The organism is Micromonospora nigra (assembly GCF_900091585.1).
Taxonomy (GTDB): Bacteria; Actinomycetota; Actinomycetes; order Mycobacteriales; family Micromonosporaceae; genus Micromonospora; species Micromonospora nigra.
This window is the reverse complement of record NZ_FMHT01000003.1, coordinates 4,267,539-4,286,671: the sequence shown is the minus strand read 5'-3', so window position 1 is coordinate 4,286,671 and position 19,133 is coordinate 4,267,539. Positions and strand designations below refer to the sequence as shown.

Sequence of the window (19,133 nt, the reverse complement as noted above, 5' to 3'; positions counted from 1 at the left end):
CCGCCGCGCCGGCGTTGCGCGGCGGGTCAGGCGGCCGGCGGGAGCACCTTCGCGACCAGCTGGGCCAGCTCGCGCAGTGCCTTGCCCCGGTGGCTGACCGCGTCCTTCTCCTCCGGCGTCAGTTCCGCGTTGGTGCGGTCCTGCCCGTCGCCCAGGAAGATCGGGTCGTAGCCGAAGCCGCCCTCGCCGCGCGGGGCGCGCAGCAGCCGGCCGGCCTGCCGGCCGTCGACCAGGTGCTCCTTGCCGCCCGGCAGCACCAGCGCGACGGTGCAGACGAACGAGGCGCCCCGGTGCTCGTCCGGCAGGTCGGCGATCTGGTCCAGCACCAGCTGGAGGTTGGCGTGGTCGTCGCCGTGCCGGCCGGCCCACCGGGCGCTGAACACCCCGGGCATCCCGTTGAGGGCGTCGACCGCGATCCCGGAGTCGTCGGCGATCGTGGGCAGGCCGGTGCGCCGGCACCCCTCCCGCGCCTTGATCAGGGCGTTCTCCCCGAAGGTGAGCCCGGTCTCGGGCAGCTCCGGGTATTCCTCGACGTCGTCCAGGCCGATCAGGGCGACCCGGTGCGCGCCGAGCGCGCCGTCGAGGATCCGTTGCAGCTCGATGAGCTTCTTACGGTTACGGGTGGCGAGCAGCACCTTGTTCATTCTGAGTCACCTTCGTTCGCGGCTGCGGGGCTCGCGAGCTCACTCCTCGCGCTCACCCGAGAGCCTTCCGCTGGGCTTCGGCCAGGTCGACGCAGCCGGCCACGGCCAGGTCGAGCAGGGCGTCGAGCTGGTCGCGGGCGAACACGCCCGCCTCGCCGGTGCCCTGCACCTCGACGAAGTCTCCGGTGCCGGTGCAGACCACGTTCATGTCGACCTCGGCCGCCACGTCCTCGTCGTAGCACAGGTCCAGCCGCGGCTCGCCGGCGATCACACCGACGCTGACCGCCGCCACGGAGCGGTGCATCACCTTCTCCGGCCTGCCCGCGAGGGCCTTGCGCGCGGCGAGCCACGTGACGGCGTCGTGCAGGGCCACGTATGCGCCGGTGATGGCGGCGGTGCGGGTGCCGCCGTCGGCCTGGAGGACGTCGCAGTCCAGCACGATCGAGTTCTCCCCCAGCGCCTTGAGGTCGACGGCGGCGCGCAGGCTCCGGCCGATCAGGCGGGAGATCTCGTGGGTACGCCCGCCGACCTTGCCCCGCACACTCTCCCGGTCCGAGCGGGTGTTCGTCGCCCGGGGCAGCATGGCGTACTCGGCGGTGACCCACCCGAGCCCGGAGCCCTTGCGCCACCGGGGCACCCCCTCGGTCACGCTGGCCGTGCACAGCACCCGGGTCGCCCCGAACTCCACCAGCACGGAGCCCTCGGGGTGGGTGCTCCAGCCACGGGTGAGGGTCACCGGTCGGAGTTGGTCGGGCTCCCGCCCGTCAGGTCGCGCCATCCCTGCACCCTATGTGGTCCGGTGCGCGGACCGTCCCGGGGTGCACCCTCCTCGCCGGTACGGGGACCGACCCCCCGTCGACGGCGTCAGATGTCGTAGGTGGCGCCGGGCCGGACGACCTCCAGCGGGCCGGTGTACGCGCTGGCGGCGGCGGCCACCGTGTGCGCCTCGCTGCCCCAGGCCGCCACGAGGTGGGTCAGCAGCAGCCGGCCCACGCCCGCCTTGGTGGCCGCCTCGCCGGCCTCCCGGCCGGTGAGGTGCAGGTCCGGGGGGTTGTCGACCCCGTCGAGGTAGCTGGCCTCGCAGAGGAACGTGTCGGCGTCCTGGGCCAGACGCAGCAGCGCGTCGCAGGGCGCGGTGTCCGAGGAGTAGCACAGCGTCCGGCCGTCGTGTTCCAGGCGCACCCCGTACGTCTCGACAGGATGCAGCACCCGGTCGACGGTGCACTGGAACGGGCCGATGGGGAAGGTGCCCGGTTGCAGGGCGTAGAACTGGTAGACGTCGTCGACGGCGTTGTCGTCCTGCGCGTACGCGGCGGCGAGCCGGTCGGGCGCGCCGGCCGGGGCGTACACGGGCAGGGCCGGGTACGGGCCCTCGGGGGCGTACCGGCGCACCACCACGTACGACGTGGCGTCGAGGATGTGGTCGCAGTGCAGGTGGGTCAGGAGGATGGCGTCCGGGGCGTGCAGGCCGGCGTAGCGCTGGAGGGTGGACAACGAGCCGGGGCCGAAGTCGACCAGGAGCCGGAAGTCGTCGGCCTCGACGAGATAGGCCGAGCAGGGGGACTCCGGCCCGGGGAAGCTTCCCGCGCAGCCCAGGACGGTCAGCTTCATCGAGTCGTCTCGCTGTCACGGTGGGTAGTGATCGCGGCGGTATCCGCCTCGACGGTGATGATCTCTACCGACGGGTACGCCACGCTGCGCAGCCTACGCGCAGGGGCGCGGGCGCAAGAACGGTCCGCTGGAAGTTGTCACGAACGTGACACCCGTACCGGGTCGGACGCGACGAAGGCCACCGGCATCCGCCGGTGGCCTTCGGTCGTCGCGCCGTCGGGTCATGCCCAGAGCTGACCCTCCAGGGCCTCCTCGGCGTCGGCCAGGGTGCCCCCGTACGCGCCCGTGCTCAGGTACTTCCAGCCGCCGTCGCACACGACGAACGCCACGTCGGCCCGCCGGCCCGCCCGCGCCGCCTCGTGGGCCACGGCGAGCGCGGCGTGCAGGATCGCCCCGGTGGAGAACCCCGCGAAGATGCCCTCCACCTCCACCAACTGCCGGGTCCGCAGCACCGCGTCGCGGGTGCCCACGGAGAACCGCCGGGACAGCACGGTCGCGTCGTACAGCTCGGGGACGTACCCCTCGTCGATGTTGCGCAGCCCGTAGACCAGCTCGCCGTAGCGCGGCTCCGCCGCCACGACCTGGATGCCGTCGACCTTCTCCCGCAGGTAGCGGCCGGTGCCCATCAGGGTGCCGGTGGTGCCCAGGCCCGCCACGAAGTGGGTGATCGTGGGCAGGTCGTGCAGCAGTTCGGGGCCGGTCGTCTCGTAGTGCGCCCGGGCGTTGGCCTCGTTGCCGTACTGGTAGAGCATCACCCAGTCGGGGTGTTCCTCGGCGATCTGCTTCGCCGTGGCGACCGCCTGGTTGGAGCCGCCGGCCGCCGGCGAGAAGATGATCTCCGCCCCGTACATCCGCAGGAGCTGCACCCGCTCGGTCGAGACGTTCTCCGGCATCACGCAGACCAGCCGGTAGCCGCGCAGCTTCGCGACCATGGCCAGCGAGATGCCGGTGTTGCCGCTGGTCGGTTCGAGGATGGTGTCGCCCGGCCGGAGCCGGCCCGACTCCTCGGCCGCGCGCACCATGAACAGGGCCGCCCGGTCCTTGATGCTGCCCGTCGGGTTCCGGTCCTCCAGTTTGGCCCACAGCCGCACCGGCGGCGCCCCCTCGGGCACCGTCGGCGAGAGCCGGGGCAGCCCGACGAGGGGCGTGCCCCCGCAGGCGTCCAGGAGGCTGTCGTACCGCGCCACGGTGGCGGCCCTCAGCGGGCGGTGACCGGCGCGCGGCGCGCGGCACCGGCGATCGCCGCGGCGGCGGCGAAGCCGAACGCGCCGCCGGCCACGGCCGGCAGGATGGTCACGCTGTCGCCGTCGTTGAGCTTGGCCTCCAGCGCGCCGAGGAAACGGACGTCCTCGTCGTTGACGTACACGTTGACGAAGCGGTGCAGCGCGCCGGCGTCGGTGACCAGCCGGCCCTTCAGGCCGGCGTGCCGGGAGTCCAGGTCGGTGAGCAGGTCGCCCAGCGTGTCGCCGGTGCCCTCGACGACCTTCGCGCCGCCGGTGTAGCTGCGCAGGATGGTGGGGATACGAACTTCGATGGCCATGGTGACGTACTCCTTGAGTCGGTGTGCTCGGTGACGGGAGGGCGGGTGTTCGGCGGGCGCTGACGGGTCAGCGGCCGGAACACTCGTAGTCGACCGTCGCCGGGCTCTGCCCGAACATGTACGACTGCACGGCGTGCGGATCCACCCCCGGGTCCAGGATGCGGACCGGCTCCTCGGTCACCACACCGTCCACGATCCGGAAGGAACGGATCTCCTCCGTGTCCGGTTCGCGGGTGGAGACGAGCAGGTAGTGTGCGCCCGGCTCGCCCGCGAAGGAGATGTCGGTGCGCGACGGGTACGCCTCGGTGGCCGTGTGCGAGTGGTAGATGACGACGGGCTCCTCGTCCCGGTCGTCCATCTCGCGCCACACCCGCAGGTGTTCCATCGAGTCGAACTCGTAGAACGTCATGGAGCGGGCCGCGTTCTCCATCGGGATGTGCCGGGTGGGGGTGTCGCTGCCGGCGGGGCCGGCGACCACGCCGCAGGCCTCGTCGGGGTGGTCCCGACGGGCGTGGGCGACGATCGCGTCAACGATCGACCGGTCGATGCTCAGCACGCCGCCAAGCCTAGCGCCCGTCGACCGCCGTCCGCGAGGCGGCGACGGTCACACCTCGCCGATCAGGGCGTTGAGCAGGGACTCCTGGAGATAACCGAGGTATGCGTAGACCGAAAGCTGGAACACCCGGCTCGACGTCGGGTCCGCCGCGACCGCCCCGTCGAGTTCCGCCCCGAGGTCCGTGCCGTCCTTGATCTCCAGCCGGACGCCCATCGCGAGCCGGGCGTCGTTGAGGGCCCGCAGCCACGCCTCGGCCGCCTCCGCGTCCAGCCGCACCTCGCCACCGGTCTCGTCGGGCAACGCGGCCAGCACCGCACCCGCCTGGTCGATCTTGGCGGTCTTCAGGTCGCCCTCGGTGTACCGGCGGAACTCGGCCGTGCTCGCCGAGTCTTCCGGATAGACCTCGGGGAAGAGCCGCCCGACCACCGGATCGGTGTGGTCGAACCCGTCGGTGAGCAGGCCCACCACCTCGGCGGCCACCTTGCGCAGCACACGCGCCTCGTCGACGGCGAAGCTGGCCACGTAACAGTCGCCCTGGCGACGGAACATGCTCACGACCGGTCCACCGTCGCCCACAACCCGTACGCGTGCAGCTGCGACGCGTCGTGCTCCATGCGCTCGCGGGCGCCGCTGGAGACCACGGCCCGGCCCTTGTGGTGCACGTCCAGCATCAACTGTTCCGCCTTCTCCCGGCTGTATCCGAAGAGTTTCTGGAACACCCACGTCACGTACGTCATGAGGTTGACCGGGTCGTCCCACACGATCGTCACCCACGGCCGGTCGGCAGCCGGCACCTCATCGGTGTCCGGCGTCTCGACCGGTGCAACCTGCGGAGCCGCCATGCCCCCCATCGTGCCACCGGATCCGGCGAACCGAGGAACCGGAACGCCGGCCCGCCCCGGATCTGCTGCACGCGCACCCCGGTGGACAGCCCCGGGCGTGCCCGTACCGGCCCGACGGGCGGCGCCGTCAGGCGAGCAGGATGCCGTGGTCGGTCGCATCGCCGAGCACCACGTTGAGGGACAGTCGGATCACCTCGAACCGGCGGGACACCTCGCGGGACAGCTCCAGCTCCACCTCGCGCAGTGCCCGCTGGGCCCAGACCCGGGCCGCGCCGGGGTCACCGTTGCCGGGGGTACGCCAGTGCTGCCAGCAGCCGCCGGACAGGGCGACCGCCACGGGCGGCAGGATCTCGTCGCGAGCCACCGTCGGGTGGCTGGCCGTCGCGTCGATGGCCCCGGCTCCGGTCAGCCCGGCCACCCCGGCGGTGCTGGTCACCAGGAACACCCGGTCCAGCTCGTGGCCGCCCGGCTGCTCGGTCAGGCCGAAGCGCACCGCGGCGTTGAGCCGCCGCCGGACCCCCTCGGCCAGCGGCGTGCCGAGCACCCGGCCCGCCGCCTCGGCCACCAGGCCGCGCACCGCGTGGTCGCACTGGTATGTGACGAGCAGCGACAGCGCCTCCAACTCGCGGTCGAGCAGCCTCGGCAGGCCGGCGCAGCCGCTGCCGTGGACGATCTCCTGGACCAGTCGCAGGTGCGTGTTCGCCAACTCGAGCGACAGGTGCTGGCGGATGCGCTGGGCGCACGAGCGGGACCGCCGGTCCAGCTGCTCCGACCACTGCCCCGGCTCGGCGACCACCGGCACCCGGCCGTGCGCGCCGGGCAGCACGGGCGGTTCCGCGCTGGCCCGCCGCAGACCCTCGCCGGCCGCCCAGCCGACCAGGGCGCGGCGCAGCTCGGCCCCACCGTCGCGGTGCACCGGGTACCAGCCCGCGCGGACCAGCTCGGGCACCGCCGCGAGCAGGGCTGCCCGATGGGCCTCGACGCTGACGGCGACCGCGTCGACCCGGGCGTCGGCCGACGACACGGACGCCCCGGTGCCCTCAGGTGCCGCCGTGCCCTCCGGTGCCGCCGTGCCCTCGGACACCGGCGCCCAGCCGGCCATGCCGGGAGTGACCGCGAAGAAGACCTCGACCGGGGCCCGGGCCACCTCCGCGAGCAGGTTCAGCTCGGCGGCCGTGAACCCCTGGTCGGCCGCGATCACGAAGAGCAGCGCGCCGCCCCGGCCGACGGTGTCGCCGAGCAGCTTCGCGCCGGCCACGCCGAGCGAGCCCGTCTCCGGCGTGTCGACCAGCGAGAAGTGTCGCAGCAGCGGCTCGGCCACGGCCAGCTCGACGCGGCGCGGCGGGCGGGCCAGCGCCGGGCCGGCCGCCGGCAGGTCGGGACGGTACGAGTGGGGTTGCCGGTAGCCGGGCACGTACGCCGACCGGCTCGGTGTCTTCGCGTGCCGCACCAGCAGCAGGCTGCCGGCCGGCACCGTGAACATGCCGGGTTCGAGGTGCAGCAGGGCGGCCAGCACCTCGGTGCGGCCCGCCCCGGCGGGGCCGGCGACGACCACGGCGAGCGGTTCGTGCGGGCTCGGCACGGTCACGCCGAGGCGAGCCGGGAACGAGCCGTGGCGCGGCAGGTCGATCGGCCCGGACACCGCCGCGGCGGGGAGGGGACCCGGCTTGTTCACACGGCCTCCCGGGGCAGGCGGCCGACTGGCCCGGCCGCGGAAAGGATCCGGTGACGGCACCCGGATGCCGGAAGAGTACGACCGGCGGGGTCACCCGCCGGAGCTTTCGAGTACTTACCGGTAACGACGAGGGTACTCAACTTCGGAGCGTCACGGTGCGCACGCGGACGGATCCGCGTCGATATGCTGCCCCGATGAGGCGGTGGAGGTTCGTGGGCCGGACCGAGGAGCTCGACCGCCTGACCTCGGCGGTGACCGGCGTCCAGGGTCGGGGGGTCTTCTTCAGCGGCAGCGCCGGCATCGGCAAGAGCCGTCTGTTGCGGGAGGGGGTCGCCGCCCTGCCCGAGGGGGAGTACGCCTCCTGGACGATCGCCGCCAGCGCGACCACCGCCGCCCTGCCCTTCGGGGGCCTCGTGCAGGTGCTGCCCGCCGAGCAGCCCCAGGGGCTCTCCCCCGCCGGCATCCTGCGCTGGGCGGTGGACGTGCTGCAGCAGCAGGCGGCCGGGCGGCGGATCGTGCTCGCGGTGGACGACGCCCACCTGCTCGACCCGCCGTCGGCGGCCCTGGTCCACCTGGTGGCCCGGGTCGACAACTCCGTGGTGGTCGGCACGCTGCGCGACGGCGAGCAGGTCCCGCTGCCCATCCGGGCACTGTGGACGGACGGGCTGGTCGACCACGCCGTGCTGCCTCCCCTGCCACCCGCCGACACCACCGGCCTGCTGCACGCGATCCTCGACGGGCCGGTCGACGACGGCAGCGCCGACCGGCTGGGCCGGCTCAGCGCCGGCAACCCACTGCTGCTGCGCGAGCTGGTCGAGGCCGCCCGCAGCAGCGGCGAGCTGGCCAGCACGTACGGCCTCTGGACCTGGACGGGCGTGCTGGAGCTGGCCCCCAGCCTGACCGACCTGATCGACACCCGGATCGGTCGGCTGACCCCCGGCGTGCGGGCGGTGGTCGAGCTGGTCGCCTTCGGCGAGCCGCTCGGCCTGCACCTGCTCCAACAGGCCGTCGACCCGGTCGACGTGGAGACCGCCGAGGAACGCGGGCTGGTCGCCGTCGCGCACTCCGACCGGCGGCTGAACGTGCGGCTGGCCCACCCGCTCTACGGCGAGGTGATGCGCCGGCAGTGTCCCGTCAGCCGGACCCGCCGGTTGCAGGCGCAGCTCGCCGAGCTGCTGGAGTCGGTCGGCAAGCGGCGCCGCGACGATCTGCTGAAGGTCGCCGGGTGGCGGCTCGCCTCGGGCACCGCCCAGGATCCGGCGATGCTGCTGGGGGCCGCCGGGCAGGCGTTCGCCCGCTACGACGTGCCGCTGGCGACCCGGCTGGCCCGGGCGGCCCTCGACGCAGGCGGGGGCATCGACGCGGCCGAGTTGCTGGCCACCATCCTGATGTTCGCCGACCGGCCGACGGAGGCCCTCGGCGTGCTCGACGCGGTGGCGGCGGACATCCCCGACAACCAGCGGCTGGCCCGCTGGCTCACCGTCCGGGCCATGGTCAGCTACTGGGGGCTGAGCCGGGAGTCCACCGTGGAGGAGATGGCGCGGCGGGGCGGGAAGCTGACCGACTCGGCGGATCTGGCCCGGATCCGCGCGTTCGAGGCGATCATGCGCCTGCACCGGCTGGACACCACCGCCGCGCTCCGGCTCGCGCAGGGCGTGCTGGACCGACCGGCGGCCAGCGCCGCCGCCCGGGAGCTGGCCCGCTGCACCGTCGCCCACCTCCAGGCCATGCAGGGGCAGCTGCACCGCAGCGCCGTGGCCGTCGACCTGGTGCAGGCCGAGGTGGCGAACTGGCGGGCCGACATGCCGTACCTGCAACTGGCGGTGGAGCTGGCCCGCGGGACCCGGCTGACCCTCGCCGGCGACCTGGCCGGCATCGACGCCCTGGTGGCCGACGAGTTCGCCGACCTGGCCGACGCGGGCGACTTCCGGCTCGGCAGCGGCTACCTGGGCATTCTCGCCGCGTACGCGGCCCGGCTCCGGGGCCGCAGCGACGCGGCGTTGCGGGCCGCGCTCGGCGCCTGCGCGGTGCTCGCCACCAGCCGGGTCTACGCCGGGCTGGCCCAGGCCGAACGCGCTCAGGCCGCAGCGCTGCGCGGGGACGCCGGGCAGGCGGCGGAGGCGATGGCCGAAGCCGACCGGACGCACGCGCCGGGCATGGCGGTGCTCTATCCGTGGCTGGAGCAGGCGCGTGGGGCGACCCTGGCGGTGGGCGGCGACCTGTCCGGGGCCGTCGACCACCTCACCGGGCTGGCCGACCGGCTGCGGGCCGACGGCTTCGCCGGGCACGAGACGCTGGTGCTGCACGACCTGGTCCGCCTCGACCGGGCCAGCGCGCCGGTCGGTCCGATCTGCTCCGACGGCGGCCGGCGCACCGTCGCCCAGCGGCTGACCGAACTCTCCGACCGGGTCGACGGGGCGCTGCCGCCGCTGCTGGCCCGACACGCCCGCGCGGCGGCGCAGGGCTCCCCGGACGAGTTGCTGACGGTCGCCGACGACCTGGACGGCCGGGGGTTGACCCTGCCGGCCGCCGAGGCGACCGCAGCCGCCGTGCGCCTGCTGCGGCGACGGCGTTCCGCCGCCGCCGGGCCGGCCCGGGAACGACTCGCGGCGCTGCTCGGGCGCTGCGACGTCGTCCGGACCCCGGCACTGCAGCTGGACGCGCCGAACCTGAGCACCCGGGAGTGGCAGGTGGCCCGGCTGGCTGCCGACGGGGTGACCAGCCGGGCCATCGCCCAGCAGCTGTTCCTGTCGGCACGGACGGTGGAGAACCACCTCCAGCGCGTCTACAGCAAGCTCGGGGTGGCCGGCCGGGCGGAGCTGCTCGCGGCGCTGCGGACGATCCCGGGCCCCGACGGCACGGATGCCCACTGAACTCTAGGCTGGGGTGGTGAGCACCCTTCGCCCCGCGCTGCTGACCGACCACTACGAGCTGACCATGGTCAGCGCCGCCCTGCGGGACGGCACCGCCGACCGCCGCTGCGTCTTCGAGGTGTTCAGCCGGCGGCTGCCGACCGGTCGCCGCTACGGGGTGGTCGCCGGCACCGGCCGGCTCATCGAGCTGATCCGCGACTTCCGCTTCGACGCCGACGAGGTGGACTTCCTGCGGCGTACGGGGGTGGTCGACGACCGCGCCGCCGAGTGGCTCACCAACTACCGCTTCACCGGCGACGTCGACGGTTACGCCGAGGGTGAGCTGTTCTTCCCGGGCTCGCCGATCCTCACCGTCTCCGGCGGCTTCGCCGAGTGCGTGTTGCTGGAGACGCTCGTGCTGTCCGTGCTCAACCACGACAGCGCGGTCGCCGCCGCCGCCGCGCGGATGGTCACCGCCGCCCGGGGCCGGGCGCTGATCGAGATGGGGGCCCGCCGGGCGCACGAGGAGGCGGCGGTGGCGGCGGCGCGGGCGGCGTACCTGGCCGGTTTCCGGTTCACCTCGAACCTGGCCGCCGGGCAGCGTTACGGCATCCCCACCGCGGGCACCGCGGCGCACGCGTTCACCCTGCTGCACGACGACGAGCGGACCGCGTTCGCCTCGCAGGTGGCCACGCTGGGCAGGGACACCACCCTGCTGGTCGACACGTACGACATCAGCCAGGGCATCCGCAACGCCATCGAGGTGGCCGGGCCGGAGCTGCGGGCCGTCCGGATCGACTCGGGCGACCTGGCGGTGATCGCCCAGCAGTCCCGCGAGCTGCTGGACTCGCTCGGTGCCACCGAGACCAAGATCATCGTGTCGGGCGACCTGGACGAGTACGCGATCGCCGCGCTGGCCGCCGAACCCGTCGACATGTACGGCGCGGGCACCGCCGTGGTCACCGGCTCCGGCGCACCCACCGCCAGCCTGGTCTACAAGCTCGTCGAGGTCGACGGCCGCCCGGTGGTCAAGCGCTCCGAGCGGAAGGCCACCATCGGCGGGCGCAAGGTGGCGGTCCGGCGGCACAAGCCGACCGGCACCGCGACCGAGGAGGTCATCGTCCCGCAGGGCGTGCCGGACCGGCGGCCCCACGACCGGCTCCTGCAACGGTCGTACGTCGTCGAGGGTGAGCCGGTCGCGCGGCCGACGCTCGACGAGTCCCGGGAACACCTGCGCCAGTGCCTGATCTCCATCCCGTGGGAGGGGCTGAAGCTCTCCGCGGGCGACCCGGCCGTGCCGGTCACCGTCATACCTGTCGACTGAAAGGGGCAACCACGCCGTGAGCAGCGCGCTGATCATCGTGGACGTGCAGAACGACTTCTGCGAGGGCGGCTCCCTCGCCGTGACCGGCGGGGCGGGCGTGGCCGCCGGGATCACCCGGCTGCTCGCCGCGGAGCCCGACCGCTGGGACCACGTGGTGGCGACGAAGGACTACCACGTCGACCCGGGCGCCCACTTCGGCGACCCGCCGGACTTCGTCGACTCCTGGCCCCGGCACTGCGTGGTCGGCACCCCCGGTTCCGAGTTCCACCCCGAGCTGGCCACCGACCGCGTCGAGGCGATCTTCCACAAGGGCGAGTACGCGGCGGCGTACTCCGGGTTCGAGGGCCACGCCGACGACGGCGAGTGCCTGGCCGACTGGTTGCGCCGGCACGGGGTGGACCGGGTCGACGTGGTGGGCATCGCCACCGACCACTGCGTGCGGGCCACCGCCCTGGACGCCGCCCGGGAGGGTTTCGCCACCACGGTGCTGCTGGACCTGACCGCCGCCGTCGCGCCGGACACCGCCGACGTGGCGTTGCGGGCCTTCGAAGGTGCCGGGGTCACCGTGCGGGGAAGCCTGTGATCAGGGCCGCATGATGCGGTAATTCGTTGGCGGGTGTCGTACCGGGGGTCGAGGATGACCGACGGAGGTACGGACCGAATTGAACATGAAGCCTTACCGGGAGGCACTCGCCCTGCCCGGCCTGCGATCGTTGCTGCTCGTCGCGGTTCTCGCCCGCATCCCGCTCACCGCGACCGGGGTGACGCTGACGTTCTACGTCGTCGAGGACCTCGGGCGGGGCTACGGTGCGGCGGGCCTCGTCGGCGCGGCGATCACCGTCGGCGCGGCGGTCGGGGGGCCGCTGCTCGGCCGGCTGGTGGACCGGCGGGGGCTGCGACCCGTCCTCGTGCTCACCGCCGTCGCCGAGGCCGTCTTCTGGTCCGCCGCGCCCCTGCTGTCGTACCTGCTGCTGCTGCCGGCCGCCTTCCTCGCCGGCTCGCTGGCCCTGCCGATCTTCTCGGTGATCCGCCAGTCCATCGCCGCGATCGTCCCGCCGGAGCAGCGACGCCCCGCGTACGCGCTGGACTCCATGTCGGTCGAGTTGTCGTTCATGGTCGGCCCCGCCCTCGCCACGGTCGGCGTGACCGCGATCTCCGCCCGCACCACCCTCTACCTGGTCGGTGCCGGCATCGTCGCCGCCGGCGTCGCGCTGTGGCTGCTCAACCCGCCCGTACGGGCGGCCGGCGAGGCCGTCGGGCCGCAGCCCCGGATCGCCCGGCGACAGTGGCTCACCTCGCGGATGGTCGCCGTGTTCGCGGTGAGCGCCGCCGCCACCCTGGTGCTCGGCGGCACCGACGTCGCGGTCATCGCCGTGCTGCGGGAGAACGGTGACGCGGGCTGGACCGGGGTGGTGCTCGCCAGCTGGGCGATCGCGTCGCTGGTGGGCGGCTTCGCGTACGGGGCGGTCCACCGTTCGTTCTCGCCGGTGGCCCTGATGGGCGCGCTGGCCCTGTGCACCGTGCCCGTCGGGCTGGGCGGTTCACACTGGTGGCTGCTCTGCCTCGCGCTGATCCCGGCGGGTGCCCTGTGCGCTCCCACCATCGCGGCCACCTCGGACGCGGTCAGTCGGCTGGCCCCCGCCGCAGTGCGTGGCGAGGCGATGGGCCTGCACGGTTCGGCGGTCACCGTCGGCATCGCGGTCGGTGCGCCACTGGCCGGCGCGGTGATCGACGCCAGCAGCCCGGCCTGGGGTTTCGCGGTGCCCGGCGCGGTCGGCCTGGTCATCGCGCTCGCCGTCCTCCCGACGGAGATCCGCCGCCGCCGGGGCGAACCGCCGGCACAGGCCCCGGAGGTCCAGCAGTTCGCCACGGCCCACTGACCCGCCCGAGCCACCCCCCGCTGCTCGCGGATCGACGGGGTTGCCGGCAGCCGCGATGATGGCAGCGAGATCGTGCTGGTCCGGCTTGACGGCACCGGCGACCCGGTGACCCGGTGTCAGGGGGCCCAGCTGGTCAGCCTGGGTCTGACCGGCTGAGGCGGCCAACGGGGCCGACCAGCCGGGGAGGAGACCCGGCGAAGGGACGCACGGGAGCACGGACGGCACGGGGAGCACGGACGGCACGGGGAGCACGACGGCGACGGGCGCCGAACCCGGGTGGGTTCGGCGCCCGTCGTCCGTGGTGGGCATGTTCAGCGGCGGTCGATGTCGCTCGCCACGTCCTCGTCGTAGCTCGCGCCGCCGTCCGACTCGCTGGTCAGCGGCTTCGAACCGCCCTCCGGTGGCCCGGCCAGCGTCTGGCCGGCTGCCAGCTCGGGGAACTTGTGGTCGAACGCCGGCCGCTCGGAGCGGATGCGCGGCATCCGGTCGAAGTTACGCAGCGGCGGCGGGGAGCTGGTGGCCCACTCCAGGGAGTTGCCGTGGCCCCAGGGGTCGTCGACCTCGACGACCGGGCCCGCCTTGTACGACTTCCAGCAGTTCCACAGGAACGGCAGCGTCGAGATGCCGGTGATGAACGCGCCGACCGTGGAGATCATGTTCAGCGTGGTGAAACCGTCGCCGGGCAGGTAGTCGGCGTACCGGCGGGGCATGCCCTCACTGCCCAGCCAGTGCTGCACCAGGAAGGTGGTGTGGAAGCCGATCATCGTCAGCCAGAAGTGGATCTTCCCCAGGCGCTCGTCGAGCATCCGGCCGAACATCTTCGGGAACCAGAAGTAGATGCCGGCGAACACCGCGAACACGATCGTGCCGAACAGCACGTAGTGGAAGTGCGCCACCACGAAGTACGAGTCGTGCAGGTGGAAGTCCAGCGGCGGGCTGGCCAGCAGCACACCGGTCAGCCCACCGAAGAGGAAGGTGACCAGGAAGCCGACCGCGAACAGCATCGGCGACTCGAAGCTGATCTGACCGCGCCACATGGTGCCGAGCCAGTTGAAGAACTTCATGCCGGTCGGCACGGCGATCAGGTAGCTCAGGAAGCTGAAGAACGGCAGCAGCACCTGACCGGTGGAGAACATGTGGTGGGCCCACACGCTCATCGACAGGCCGGCGATGGCGATGGTGGCCGCCACCAGGCCCTTGTAGCCGAAGATCGGCTTGCGGGAGAAGACCGGGATGATCTCGCTGATGATGCCGAAGAACGGCAGCGCGATGATGTAGACCTCGGGGTGCCCGAAGAACCAGAACAGGTGCTGCCACAGCATCGGCCCGCCGGTCTCGGGGCTGTAGACGTGCGCGCCGAGGAGGCGGTCGGCGGCGAGCGCGAAGAGCGCGGCGGCCAGCAGCGGGAAGACCAGGATCACCAGGAGGCTGGTGACCAGCATGTTCCAGGTGAAGATCGGCATCCGGAACATGGTCATGCCGGGGGCGCGCAGGGTCAGGATCGTGGTGATCAGGTTGACCGCGCCGAGGATCGTACCGAGACCGGAGATGGCCAGGCCCATCACCCAGAGGTTCGCGCCCACGCCGGGCGAGTGCTCCATGGTGCTCAGCGGGGTGTACGCCGTCCAGCCGAAGTCCGCCGCGCCGCCGGGGGTGAGGAAGCCGGCGGTGGCCATCGTGCCGCCGAACAGGTACAGCCAGTAGGCGAAGCTGTTCAGCCGGGGGAAGGAGACGTCGGGCGCGCCGATCTGGATCGGCACGACGTAGTTGCCGAAGGCGAACACGATCGGCGTCGCGAAGAACAGCAGCATGATCGTGCCGTGCATGGTGAACAGCTGGTTGTACTGCTCGGGCGACAGGAACTGCAGCCCGGGACGGGCCAGCTCCGCCCGCATGATCAGGGCCATCAGGCCACCGATCATGAAGAACACGAACGCGGTGACCATGTACATGATCCCGATCTGCTTCGCGTCCGTGGTACGCAGCAGCCGCGCGATGGCCGACCCCTTGACCGGCGTTCGGACCGGCCAGGGCCGGGTCACGACCGGCTTGGGTGCGACGGTGGTCACGAGTGGCCTCCGGTTCTGGGTTGTCCCGCTCGGCACGCGCTGGTCTCTGCGGCCGTCATCCGCAAGGAGGATAGTCCCCGGCAGGTGGCTGCGCCGCGTGGGGTGGTCGGGTAGCCTGCCGGCCCGCACTCCCGCCGAACCCCGTCGTCCTACAGCGGACCGGTGAGTAACCGGTAGTGCTCGCCGAAGATCCGGTCGCCGCGTCCGCGCAGCAGCGGATCGCGCAGCGCCGGCGGCACGTCCCGGGTCCGGTTGCGGTCCCGGGTCCGGTCCCGCACCCATCGGGTACGCGGACGACGGCGACTCTCGTACGCCGTCAGCGCCGCCTCGACGCTGCCGGCGGCCCTGAGCGACTCGGCGAGCACGACGGCGTCCTCCAGGGCCATCGCCGCCCCCTGGGACAGGGTGGGCGCGGTGGCGTGGGCGGCGTCGCCGACCAGCAGCACCCGACCCCGGTGCCAGCGGCCCAGCTCGACCTCGTCGGTCGCGCCGACGCGCACCCGGTCGAGAGCGTCCAGCACCTCGGGCACCGGGCCGCCGTAGTCGCCGAACAGCTCGCGCATCCGGGCGACCGGGTCGGCCGGGGGCCGGGTGCCGGCCTCGTCGGCGTAGCAGTAGAGCCTTCCCGCGCCGATGGGCACGACCAGGAAGCCGGCGCGCTGGCCGAGCAGCGCGGTCCACTCGTCGACGGGCGGCCCGTCGCGGACCACGCTGCGGTAGACGACCTGCCCGGCGGGGCGGGCCGGGCCGCCGAGGGCGGCCAGCGCGCGGACCGAGGAGCGGGGGCCGTCGGCACCGACGACCAGGTCGTACTCGGTGGCGGTGCCGTCGACGAAGGTGACGCCCACGCTCGCGGGCAGCAGGTCGATGGCGCGCACCTCGGCGCCGTGCCGGACGGCTCCACCGGCCCCGCTGAGCAGCACCCGGTGCAGGTCGGCGCGAGGGAGGGCCCGACACTCGCCGACCCCGGCCCAGAGCGCGTCGAGGTCGACCTCGCACAGCGGTGCGCCGGTGGCGTCGAGAAAGCGCTGCCGGTGCACGATCTGGCCGAGCGGGCGGACCGGACCGTCGAGGTCGAGGTGCCGCAGCGCCCGGGCGGCGTTGCCGGGGAGGTAGAGCCCGGTGTCGGCGAGTTCACCCGGCGGAAGCTTCTCGGTGACGTCGGGCCGGAAGCCCGCCATCCGCAGGGCTCGGGCCACGGCGAGACCGGCGATGCCCGCACCGACGACGAGGATGCGCAGGGGGGAGCTACGCATGGTTTTTGTCCGCCTCCGGAGGGGTTCGGCACGCGTTGGAGGCAAGACACTACTCGGAGCGATCGCCGCACGCCAGGGTCGATCGGACCCGCCGGTAACTCTGTCGGCGGGTCCCGGTGACCACAGGACCATCACCAGGGGACCGAGGGTGGCGGACGTGACAGAATTCACTATTTGCGCAATAGCCGCCGATAGTTGCGTTCTTGTTTCACGAGTGTAAATGTGTCGCTGAGCGTGGGAGCGCTCCCGGTCACGCGTCGGGAGCATCCCACGGCCCGTCCCGACCCACTCGGCGTCGTACGCCGAAAGCAAGGAGCATCCATGAGACGTTCCCTCCGGGCCCTCGCGGCGGCCACGCTGCTCGCCGCCGGGGCCATCGTGTCCGTCGCGTACGGGGGCACCGCCTCCGCCGACACCCAGATCTGCGAGCAGTACGGATCGACGGTCATCCAGAACCGGTACGTGGTGCAGAACAACCGCTGGGGCACCACCGCCCAGCAGTGCATCAACGTCACGGGCACCGGCTTCGAGATCACCACCCAGAACGGCAGCAGCCCCACCAACGGCGCACCCACGGCGTACCCGTCGGTCTTCCTCGGTTGCCACTACACCAACTGCTCCCCCGGCACGAACCTGCCGATCCAGGTCAGCCAGATCAGCAGCGCCAACAGCAGCATCAACTACCGGTACGTCAGCGGCGCCACCTACAACGCCTCGTACGACATCTGGCTCGACCCGTCGCCCAAGCGGGACGGCGTCAACCAGATGGAGATCATGATCTGGCTCAACCGGCAGGGCCCCATCCAGCCCATCGGCTCCCCCGTCGGCACCGCCACCATCGACGGCCGCACCTGGGAGGTCTGGCGCGGCAGCAACGGCTCCAACAACGTCATCTCGTACCTGGCACCGTCGGCGATCAGCAGCGCGAACCTCAACCTGCTGGCCTTCATCACCGACACCCGCAACCGGGGTGCGATCACCAACAGCTGGTACCTGACCAGCATCCAGGCCGGGTTCGAGCCGTGGCAGGGCGGCACCGGGCTGGCCGTGACCAGCTTCTCGGCGGCCGTCAACGGCGGCGGCAACCCGACCACTCCGCCGCCGAGCAGCCCGCCGCCCACCACGCCCCCGCCGACCACGCCGCCGCCGGGCGGTAACGGGTGCGCGGTGAAGTACACGCCCAACTCGTGGAACAGCGGCTTCACCGCCGACGTGCAGATCACCAACACCGGTTCGAACACGATCAACGGCTGGACGCTGGCCTACACCCTGCCCTCCGGGCAGCAGGTCACCAACGCCTGGAACGCCACGGTCAGCCAGAGCGGCCAGGCGGTGACGGCCCGCAACATCGGCTGGAACGGCACGCTCGCCCCGGGCGGCACCGCCAGCTTCGGCTACCAGGGGACGCTGAGCGGCGCGTACTCGTCGCCGACCAGCTTCACCCTCAACGGGGTGCCCTGCACGCGCTCCTGACGAAGCAGAATCGGCGGGTACGGCCGGAACGTCCAGCCGTACCCGCCGACTTCGAGGCCCGAAGAGTGACATCTGCCCCGGATCCGCCATGCCGCGCTCACGCACGGGGCCGGAAGATCCGGCGGGCGGCGTCCAGCGCCGGTGCGGGAGGCCGCCCGCCGGAACTTCGCTCCGTTCGCCCGTCAGACCCGGGTGAGTCGTACGGCGTCGGCGATGACGTATCCCGCGGCGCCGCTCCACCGGCTGACCCCGACCCGGTTGGCGTCCCCCGCCGGCAACGTGAACGTGCCGAGGACACGCCACTGCCCGCCGTTCACCCGCTGGTCCACGTACACCGTCCGGTTGCCGGTGGTGGTGGCCACGACGTACGGCGTCGAGCTGTTGTAGCCGGCGTTGGCCGGCCACCACGCCTCCACCCGGTAGGTGGCGGTCGCCGGGACGTTGAACTTGTACCAGGCCGCATCGCTGGCGGCGACCGGGTTCGCGTAGCGGTAGTTGGTGCCGTAGCGCTGGCCGGAGTACGTGGACACACCCCAGTTGGCGCTGGCGGTGAACCGGCCCGCGGTGGTGTTGTCCACCGTCGCGCTCCACGCCGTACCCCCGCCGGCCATCCGCGCGGCGACGTCGGCGCGCATCGAGTTGAGGTCGATGAAGGACGGGTCGATCTTGCCGGTGGTGCTGGTCTCCCGGTGTCCCCGGGCGTGGCTGGCGTCCCGGCCCAGCCGCTTGAGCACGGCGGCGGTGGCGGCGACCGAGGCGTTGTACTGGGCGGCGGTCATCTGCTGGCTGACCCCGTTGTAGTCGATCTCCCAGCCGATCATGAGGGTGTTGCCGTCCCCGGCGGGGATGGGCCCGCTGCCGCCGCTGACCCCGGCGTGGTTGCACCGGCCGGCGGAGATGACGTGGAAGACGCCGTGGTAGTCGACGAGTGCCTGGCACAGCGGGCCGGGCAGGTCGGAGCGGCCGTTGATGCAGATGTTCAGCGCCGGGTGGGGGTTGCTGGCGCTGGAGGTGGCGGCGGTGTGGTGCCAGAGCACGCCGATCGGGTTGAAGCTGCCGGGGCGCATCCGGTTGAGCCAGTCGCCCTCGACGACGACCTGTACGCCGGCGCCGCGCAGCACGTCCACGAGCCACGGAATCGTCGCCATCAGGACTCCCGCAACAGGTCGGCCAGGCACTCGGCCGGGGCGGCGGCGTTCGCCGGGGCGGGCCGGGCGACGAGGGTCAGCGCGGCGGCCACCAGGGCCGGCACGCCGAGCAGACCTCGTCGTCGCAGGCGGGTGGTGCGGGCAGCGTCCATGGCGGTCCTCCGGAGGAAGGTGACGAACATCAATGGGTTGCCGAGACGCTACAACCTCGCGCCCGTCTATGTCGATACCCTTCACCACAATCAGGGGGCATGAAGGAATCC

At 72.9% G+C, this 19,133-nt stretch carries 17 protein-coding genes and 1 pseudogene; 5 read left to right on the top strand and 13 right to left on the bottom strand.

The genetic code is table 11. The features are described from left to right. Positions 1–26: 26 nt before the first annotated feature. From rdgB to GA0070616_RS18605, 9 genes are all read right to left on the bottom strand, one after another. Positions 27–644 carry an RdgB/HAM1 family non-canonical purine NTP pyrophosphatase gene (rdgB, locus tag GA0070616_RS18645; protein WP_091084378.1) on the bottom strand — a complete coding sequence of 206 codons (618 nt, stop codon included), beginning with the start codon at positions 642–644 and terminating at the stop codon, positions 27–29. Positions 645–696: 52 nt separating this feature from the next. After that, on the bottom strand, positions 697–1,422 hold the full coding sequence (rph, locus tag GA0070616_RS18640; protein WP_091084374.1) for a ribonuclease PH: 726 nt from the start codon (positions 1,420–1,422) through the stop codon (positions 697–699). A gap of 86 nt (positions 1,423–1,508) precedes the next feature. Beyond that, entirely contained in the window at positions 1,509–2,255 is a 747-nt protein-coding gene (locus GA0070616_RS18635; RefSeq protein WP_091084368.1) for an MBL fold metallo-hydrolase, read from the bottom strand. Between the two features lie 221 nt (positions 2,256–2,476). Next, the gene (locus tag GA0070616_RS18630; RefSeq protein ID WP_091084363.1) at positions 2,477–3,442 is read right to left on the bottom strand and encodes a PLP-dependent cysteine synthase family protein; all 966 of its coding nucleotides are present in this window, start codon (positions 3,440–3,442) and stop codon (positions 2,477–2,479) included. An 11-nt stretch (positions 3,443–3,453) separates the two neighbouring features. Then, a complete protein-coding gene (locus GA0070616_RS18625; RefSeq protein WP_091084360.1) occupies positions 3,454–3,795 on the bottom strand; it encodes a MoaD family protein in 342 nt (113 codons plus the stop codon). A gap of 67 nt (positions 3,796–3,862) precedes the next feature. Then, complete coding sequence (locus GA0070616_RS18620) at positions 3,863–4,351, bottom strand: M67 family metallopeptidase (protein WP_091084356.1); 489 nt, start codon at positions 4,349–4,351, stop codon at positions 3,863–3,865. Positions 4,352–4,399: 48 nt separating this feature from the next. Beyond that, positions 4,400–4,900: a DUF2017 domain-containing protein gene (locus GA0070616_RS18615; protein WP_175440279.1), complete on the bottom strand. Its 501-nt coding sequence runs from the start codon at positions 4,898–4,900 to the stop codon at positions 4,400–4,402. Positions 4,901–4,902: 2 nt separating this feature from the next. Continuing rightward, on the bottom strand, positions 4,903–5,193 hold the full coding sequence (gene clpS, locus GA0070616_RS18610) for an ATP-dependent Clp protease adapter ClpS (protein WP_091084354.1): 291 nt from the start codon (positions 5,191–5,193) through the stop codon (positions 4,903–4,905). Positions 5,194–5,320: 127 nt separating this feature from the next. Further along, the gene (locus GA0070616_RS18605) at positions 5,321–6,868 is read right to left on the bottom strand and encodes a P-loop NTPase family protein (protein ID WP_245712824.1); all 1,548 of its coding nucleotides are present in this window, start codon (positions 6,866–6,868) and stop codon (positions 5,321–5,323) included. A gap of 194 nt (positions 6,869–7,062) precedes the next feature. On the opposite strand from GA0070616_RS18605, the gene GA0070616_RS18600 reads away from it, so the two are divergent. The 4 genes and pseudogenes from GA0070616_RS18600 (at position 7,063) to GA0070616_RS18585 (ending at position 12,924) form a co-directional block, all read left to right on the top strand. Then, entirely contained in the window at positions 7,063–9,741 is a 2,679-nt protein-coding gene (locus GA0070616_RS18600; protein WP_091084350.1) for a helix-turn-helix transcriptional regulator, read from the top strand. 16 nt (positions 9,742–9,757) lie between these two features. Beyond that, on the top strand, positions 9,758–11,044 hold the full coding sequence (locus GA0070616_RS18595; RefSeq protein WP_091091078.1) for a nicotinate phosphoribosyltransferase: 1,287 nt from the start codon (positions 9,758–9,760) through the stop codon (positions 11,042–11,044). A gap of 16 nt (positions 11,045–11,060) precedes the next feature. Beyond that, a pseudogene (locus tag GA0070616_RS18590) lies at positions 11,061–11,641 on the top strand (nicotinamidase). 71 nt (positions 11,642–11,712) lie between these two features. Continuing rightward, positions 11,713–12,924, top strand: coding sequence for an MFS transporter (locus GA0070616_RS18585; protein WP_091084346.1), 1,212 nt, complete (start codon positions 11,713–11,715; stop codon positions 12,922–12,924). Between the two features lie 311 nt (positions 12,925–13,235). Here GA0070616_RS18585 and ctaD read toward each other — a convergent pair whose 3' ends face one another. After that, complete coding sequence (gene ctaD, locus GA0070616_RS18580; protein WP_091084343.1) at positions 13,236–14,993, bottom strand: aa3-type cytochrome oxidase subunit I; 1,758 nt, start codon at positions 14,991–14,993, stop codon at positions 13,236–13,238. A 149-nt stretch (positions 14,994–15,142) separates the two neighbouring features. Further along, complete coding sequence (locus tag GA0070616_RS18575) at positions 15,143–16,249, bottom strand: FAD-dependent monooxygenase (protein ID WP_091084340.1); 1,107 nt, start codon at positions 16,247–16,249, stop codon at positions 15,143–15,145. A gap of 321 nt (positions 16,250–16,570) precedes the next feature. Here GA0070616_RS18575 and GA0070616_RS18570 point away from each other — a divergent pair, with 321 nt between their 5' ends. After that, the gene (locus GA0070616_RS18570; RefSeq protein ID WP_091084336.1) at positions 16,571–17,722 is read left to right on the top strand and encodes a glycoside hydrolase family 12 protein; all 1,152 of its coding nucleotides are present in this window, start codon (positions 16,571–16,573) and stop codon (positions 17,720–17,722) included. A gap of 182 nt (positions 17,723–17,904) precedes the next feature. Here GA0070616_RS18570 and GA0070616_RS18565 read toward each other — a convergent pair whose 3' ends face one another. Together GA0070616_RS18565 and GA0070616_RS28220 are read right to left on the bottom strand one after the other, a co-directional pair. Then, positions 17,905–18,870, bottom strand: a complete 966-nt coding sequence (locus GA0070616_RS18565) for a golvesin C-terminal-like domain-containing protein (protein WP_091084333.1) — start codon at positions 18,868–18,870, stop codon at positions 17,905–17,907. Next, a complete protein-coding gene (locus GA0070616_RS28220) occupies positions 18,870–19,022 on the bottom strand; it encodes a hypothetical protein (RefSeq protein ID WP_175440123.1) in 153 nt (50 codons plus the stop codon). The genes GA0070616_RS18565 and GA0070616_RS28220 overlap by 1 nt, the downstream gene beginning before the upstream one ends. Positions 19,023–19,133: the final 111 nt, after the last annotated feature.

What these genes read in the sequence shown, in the direction of transcription:
- GA0070616_RS18565 (WP_091084333.1), bottom strand. Translation starts at nt 18,870, where the DNA reads ATGGCGACGATTCCGTGGCTCGTGGACGTGCTGCGCGGCGCCGGCGTA.
- GA0070616_RS18625 (WP_091084360.1), bottom strand. Translation starts at nt 3,795, where the DNA reads ATGGCCATCGAAGTTCGTATCCCCACCATCCTGCGCAGCTACACCGGC.
- GA0070616_RS18570 (WP_091084336.1), top strand. Translation starts at nt 16,571, where the DNA reads ATGAGACGTTCCCTCCGGGCCCTCGCGGCGGCCACGCTGCTCGCCGCC.
- GA0070616_RS18600 (WP_091084350.1), top strand. Translation starts at nt 7,063, where the DNA reads ATGAGGCGGTGGAGGTTCGTGGGCCGGACCGAGGAGCTCGACCGCCTG.
- GA0070616_RS18575 (WP_091084340.1), bottom strand. Translation starts at nt 16,249, where the DNA reads ATGCGTAGCTCCCCCCTGCGCATCCTCGTCGTCGGTGCGGGCATCGCC.
- rdgB (WP_091084378.1), bottom strand. Translation starts at nt 644, where the DNA reads ATGAACAAGGTGCTGCTCGCCACCCGTAACCGTAAGAAGCTCATCGAG.
- GA0070616_RS28220 (WP_175440123.1), bottom strand. Translation starts at nt 19,022, where the DNA reads ATGGACGCTGCCCGCACCACCCGCCTGCGACGACGAGGTCTGCTCGGC.
- GA0070616_RS18615 (WP_175440279.1), bottom strand. Translation starts at nt 4,900, where the DNA reads ATGTTCCGTCGCCAGGGCGACTGTTACGTGGCCAGCTTCGCCGTCGAC.
- clpS (WP_091084354.1), bottom strand. Translation starts at nt 5,193, where the DNA reads ATGGCGGCTCCGCAGGTTGCACCGGTCGAGACGCCGGACACCGATGAG.
- GA0070616_RS18585 (WP_091084346.1), top strand. Translation starts at nt 11,713, where the DNA reads ATGAAGCCTTACCGGGAGGCACTCGCCCTGCCCGGCCTGCGATCGTTG.
- rph (WP_091084374.1), bottom strand. Translation starts at nt 1,422, where the DNA reads ATGGCGCGACCTGACGGGCGGGAGCCCGACCAACTCCGACCGGTGACC.
- GA0070616_RS18635 (WP_091084368.1), bottom strand. Translation starts at nt 2,255, where the DNA reads ATGAAGCTGACCGTCCTGGGCTGCGCGGGAAGCTTCCCCGGGCCGGAG.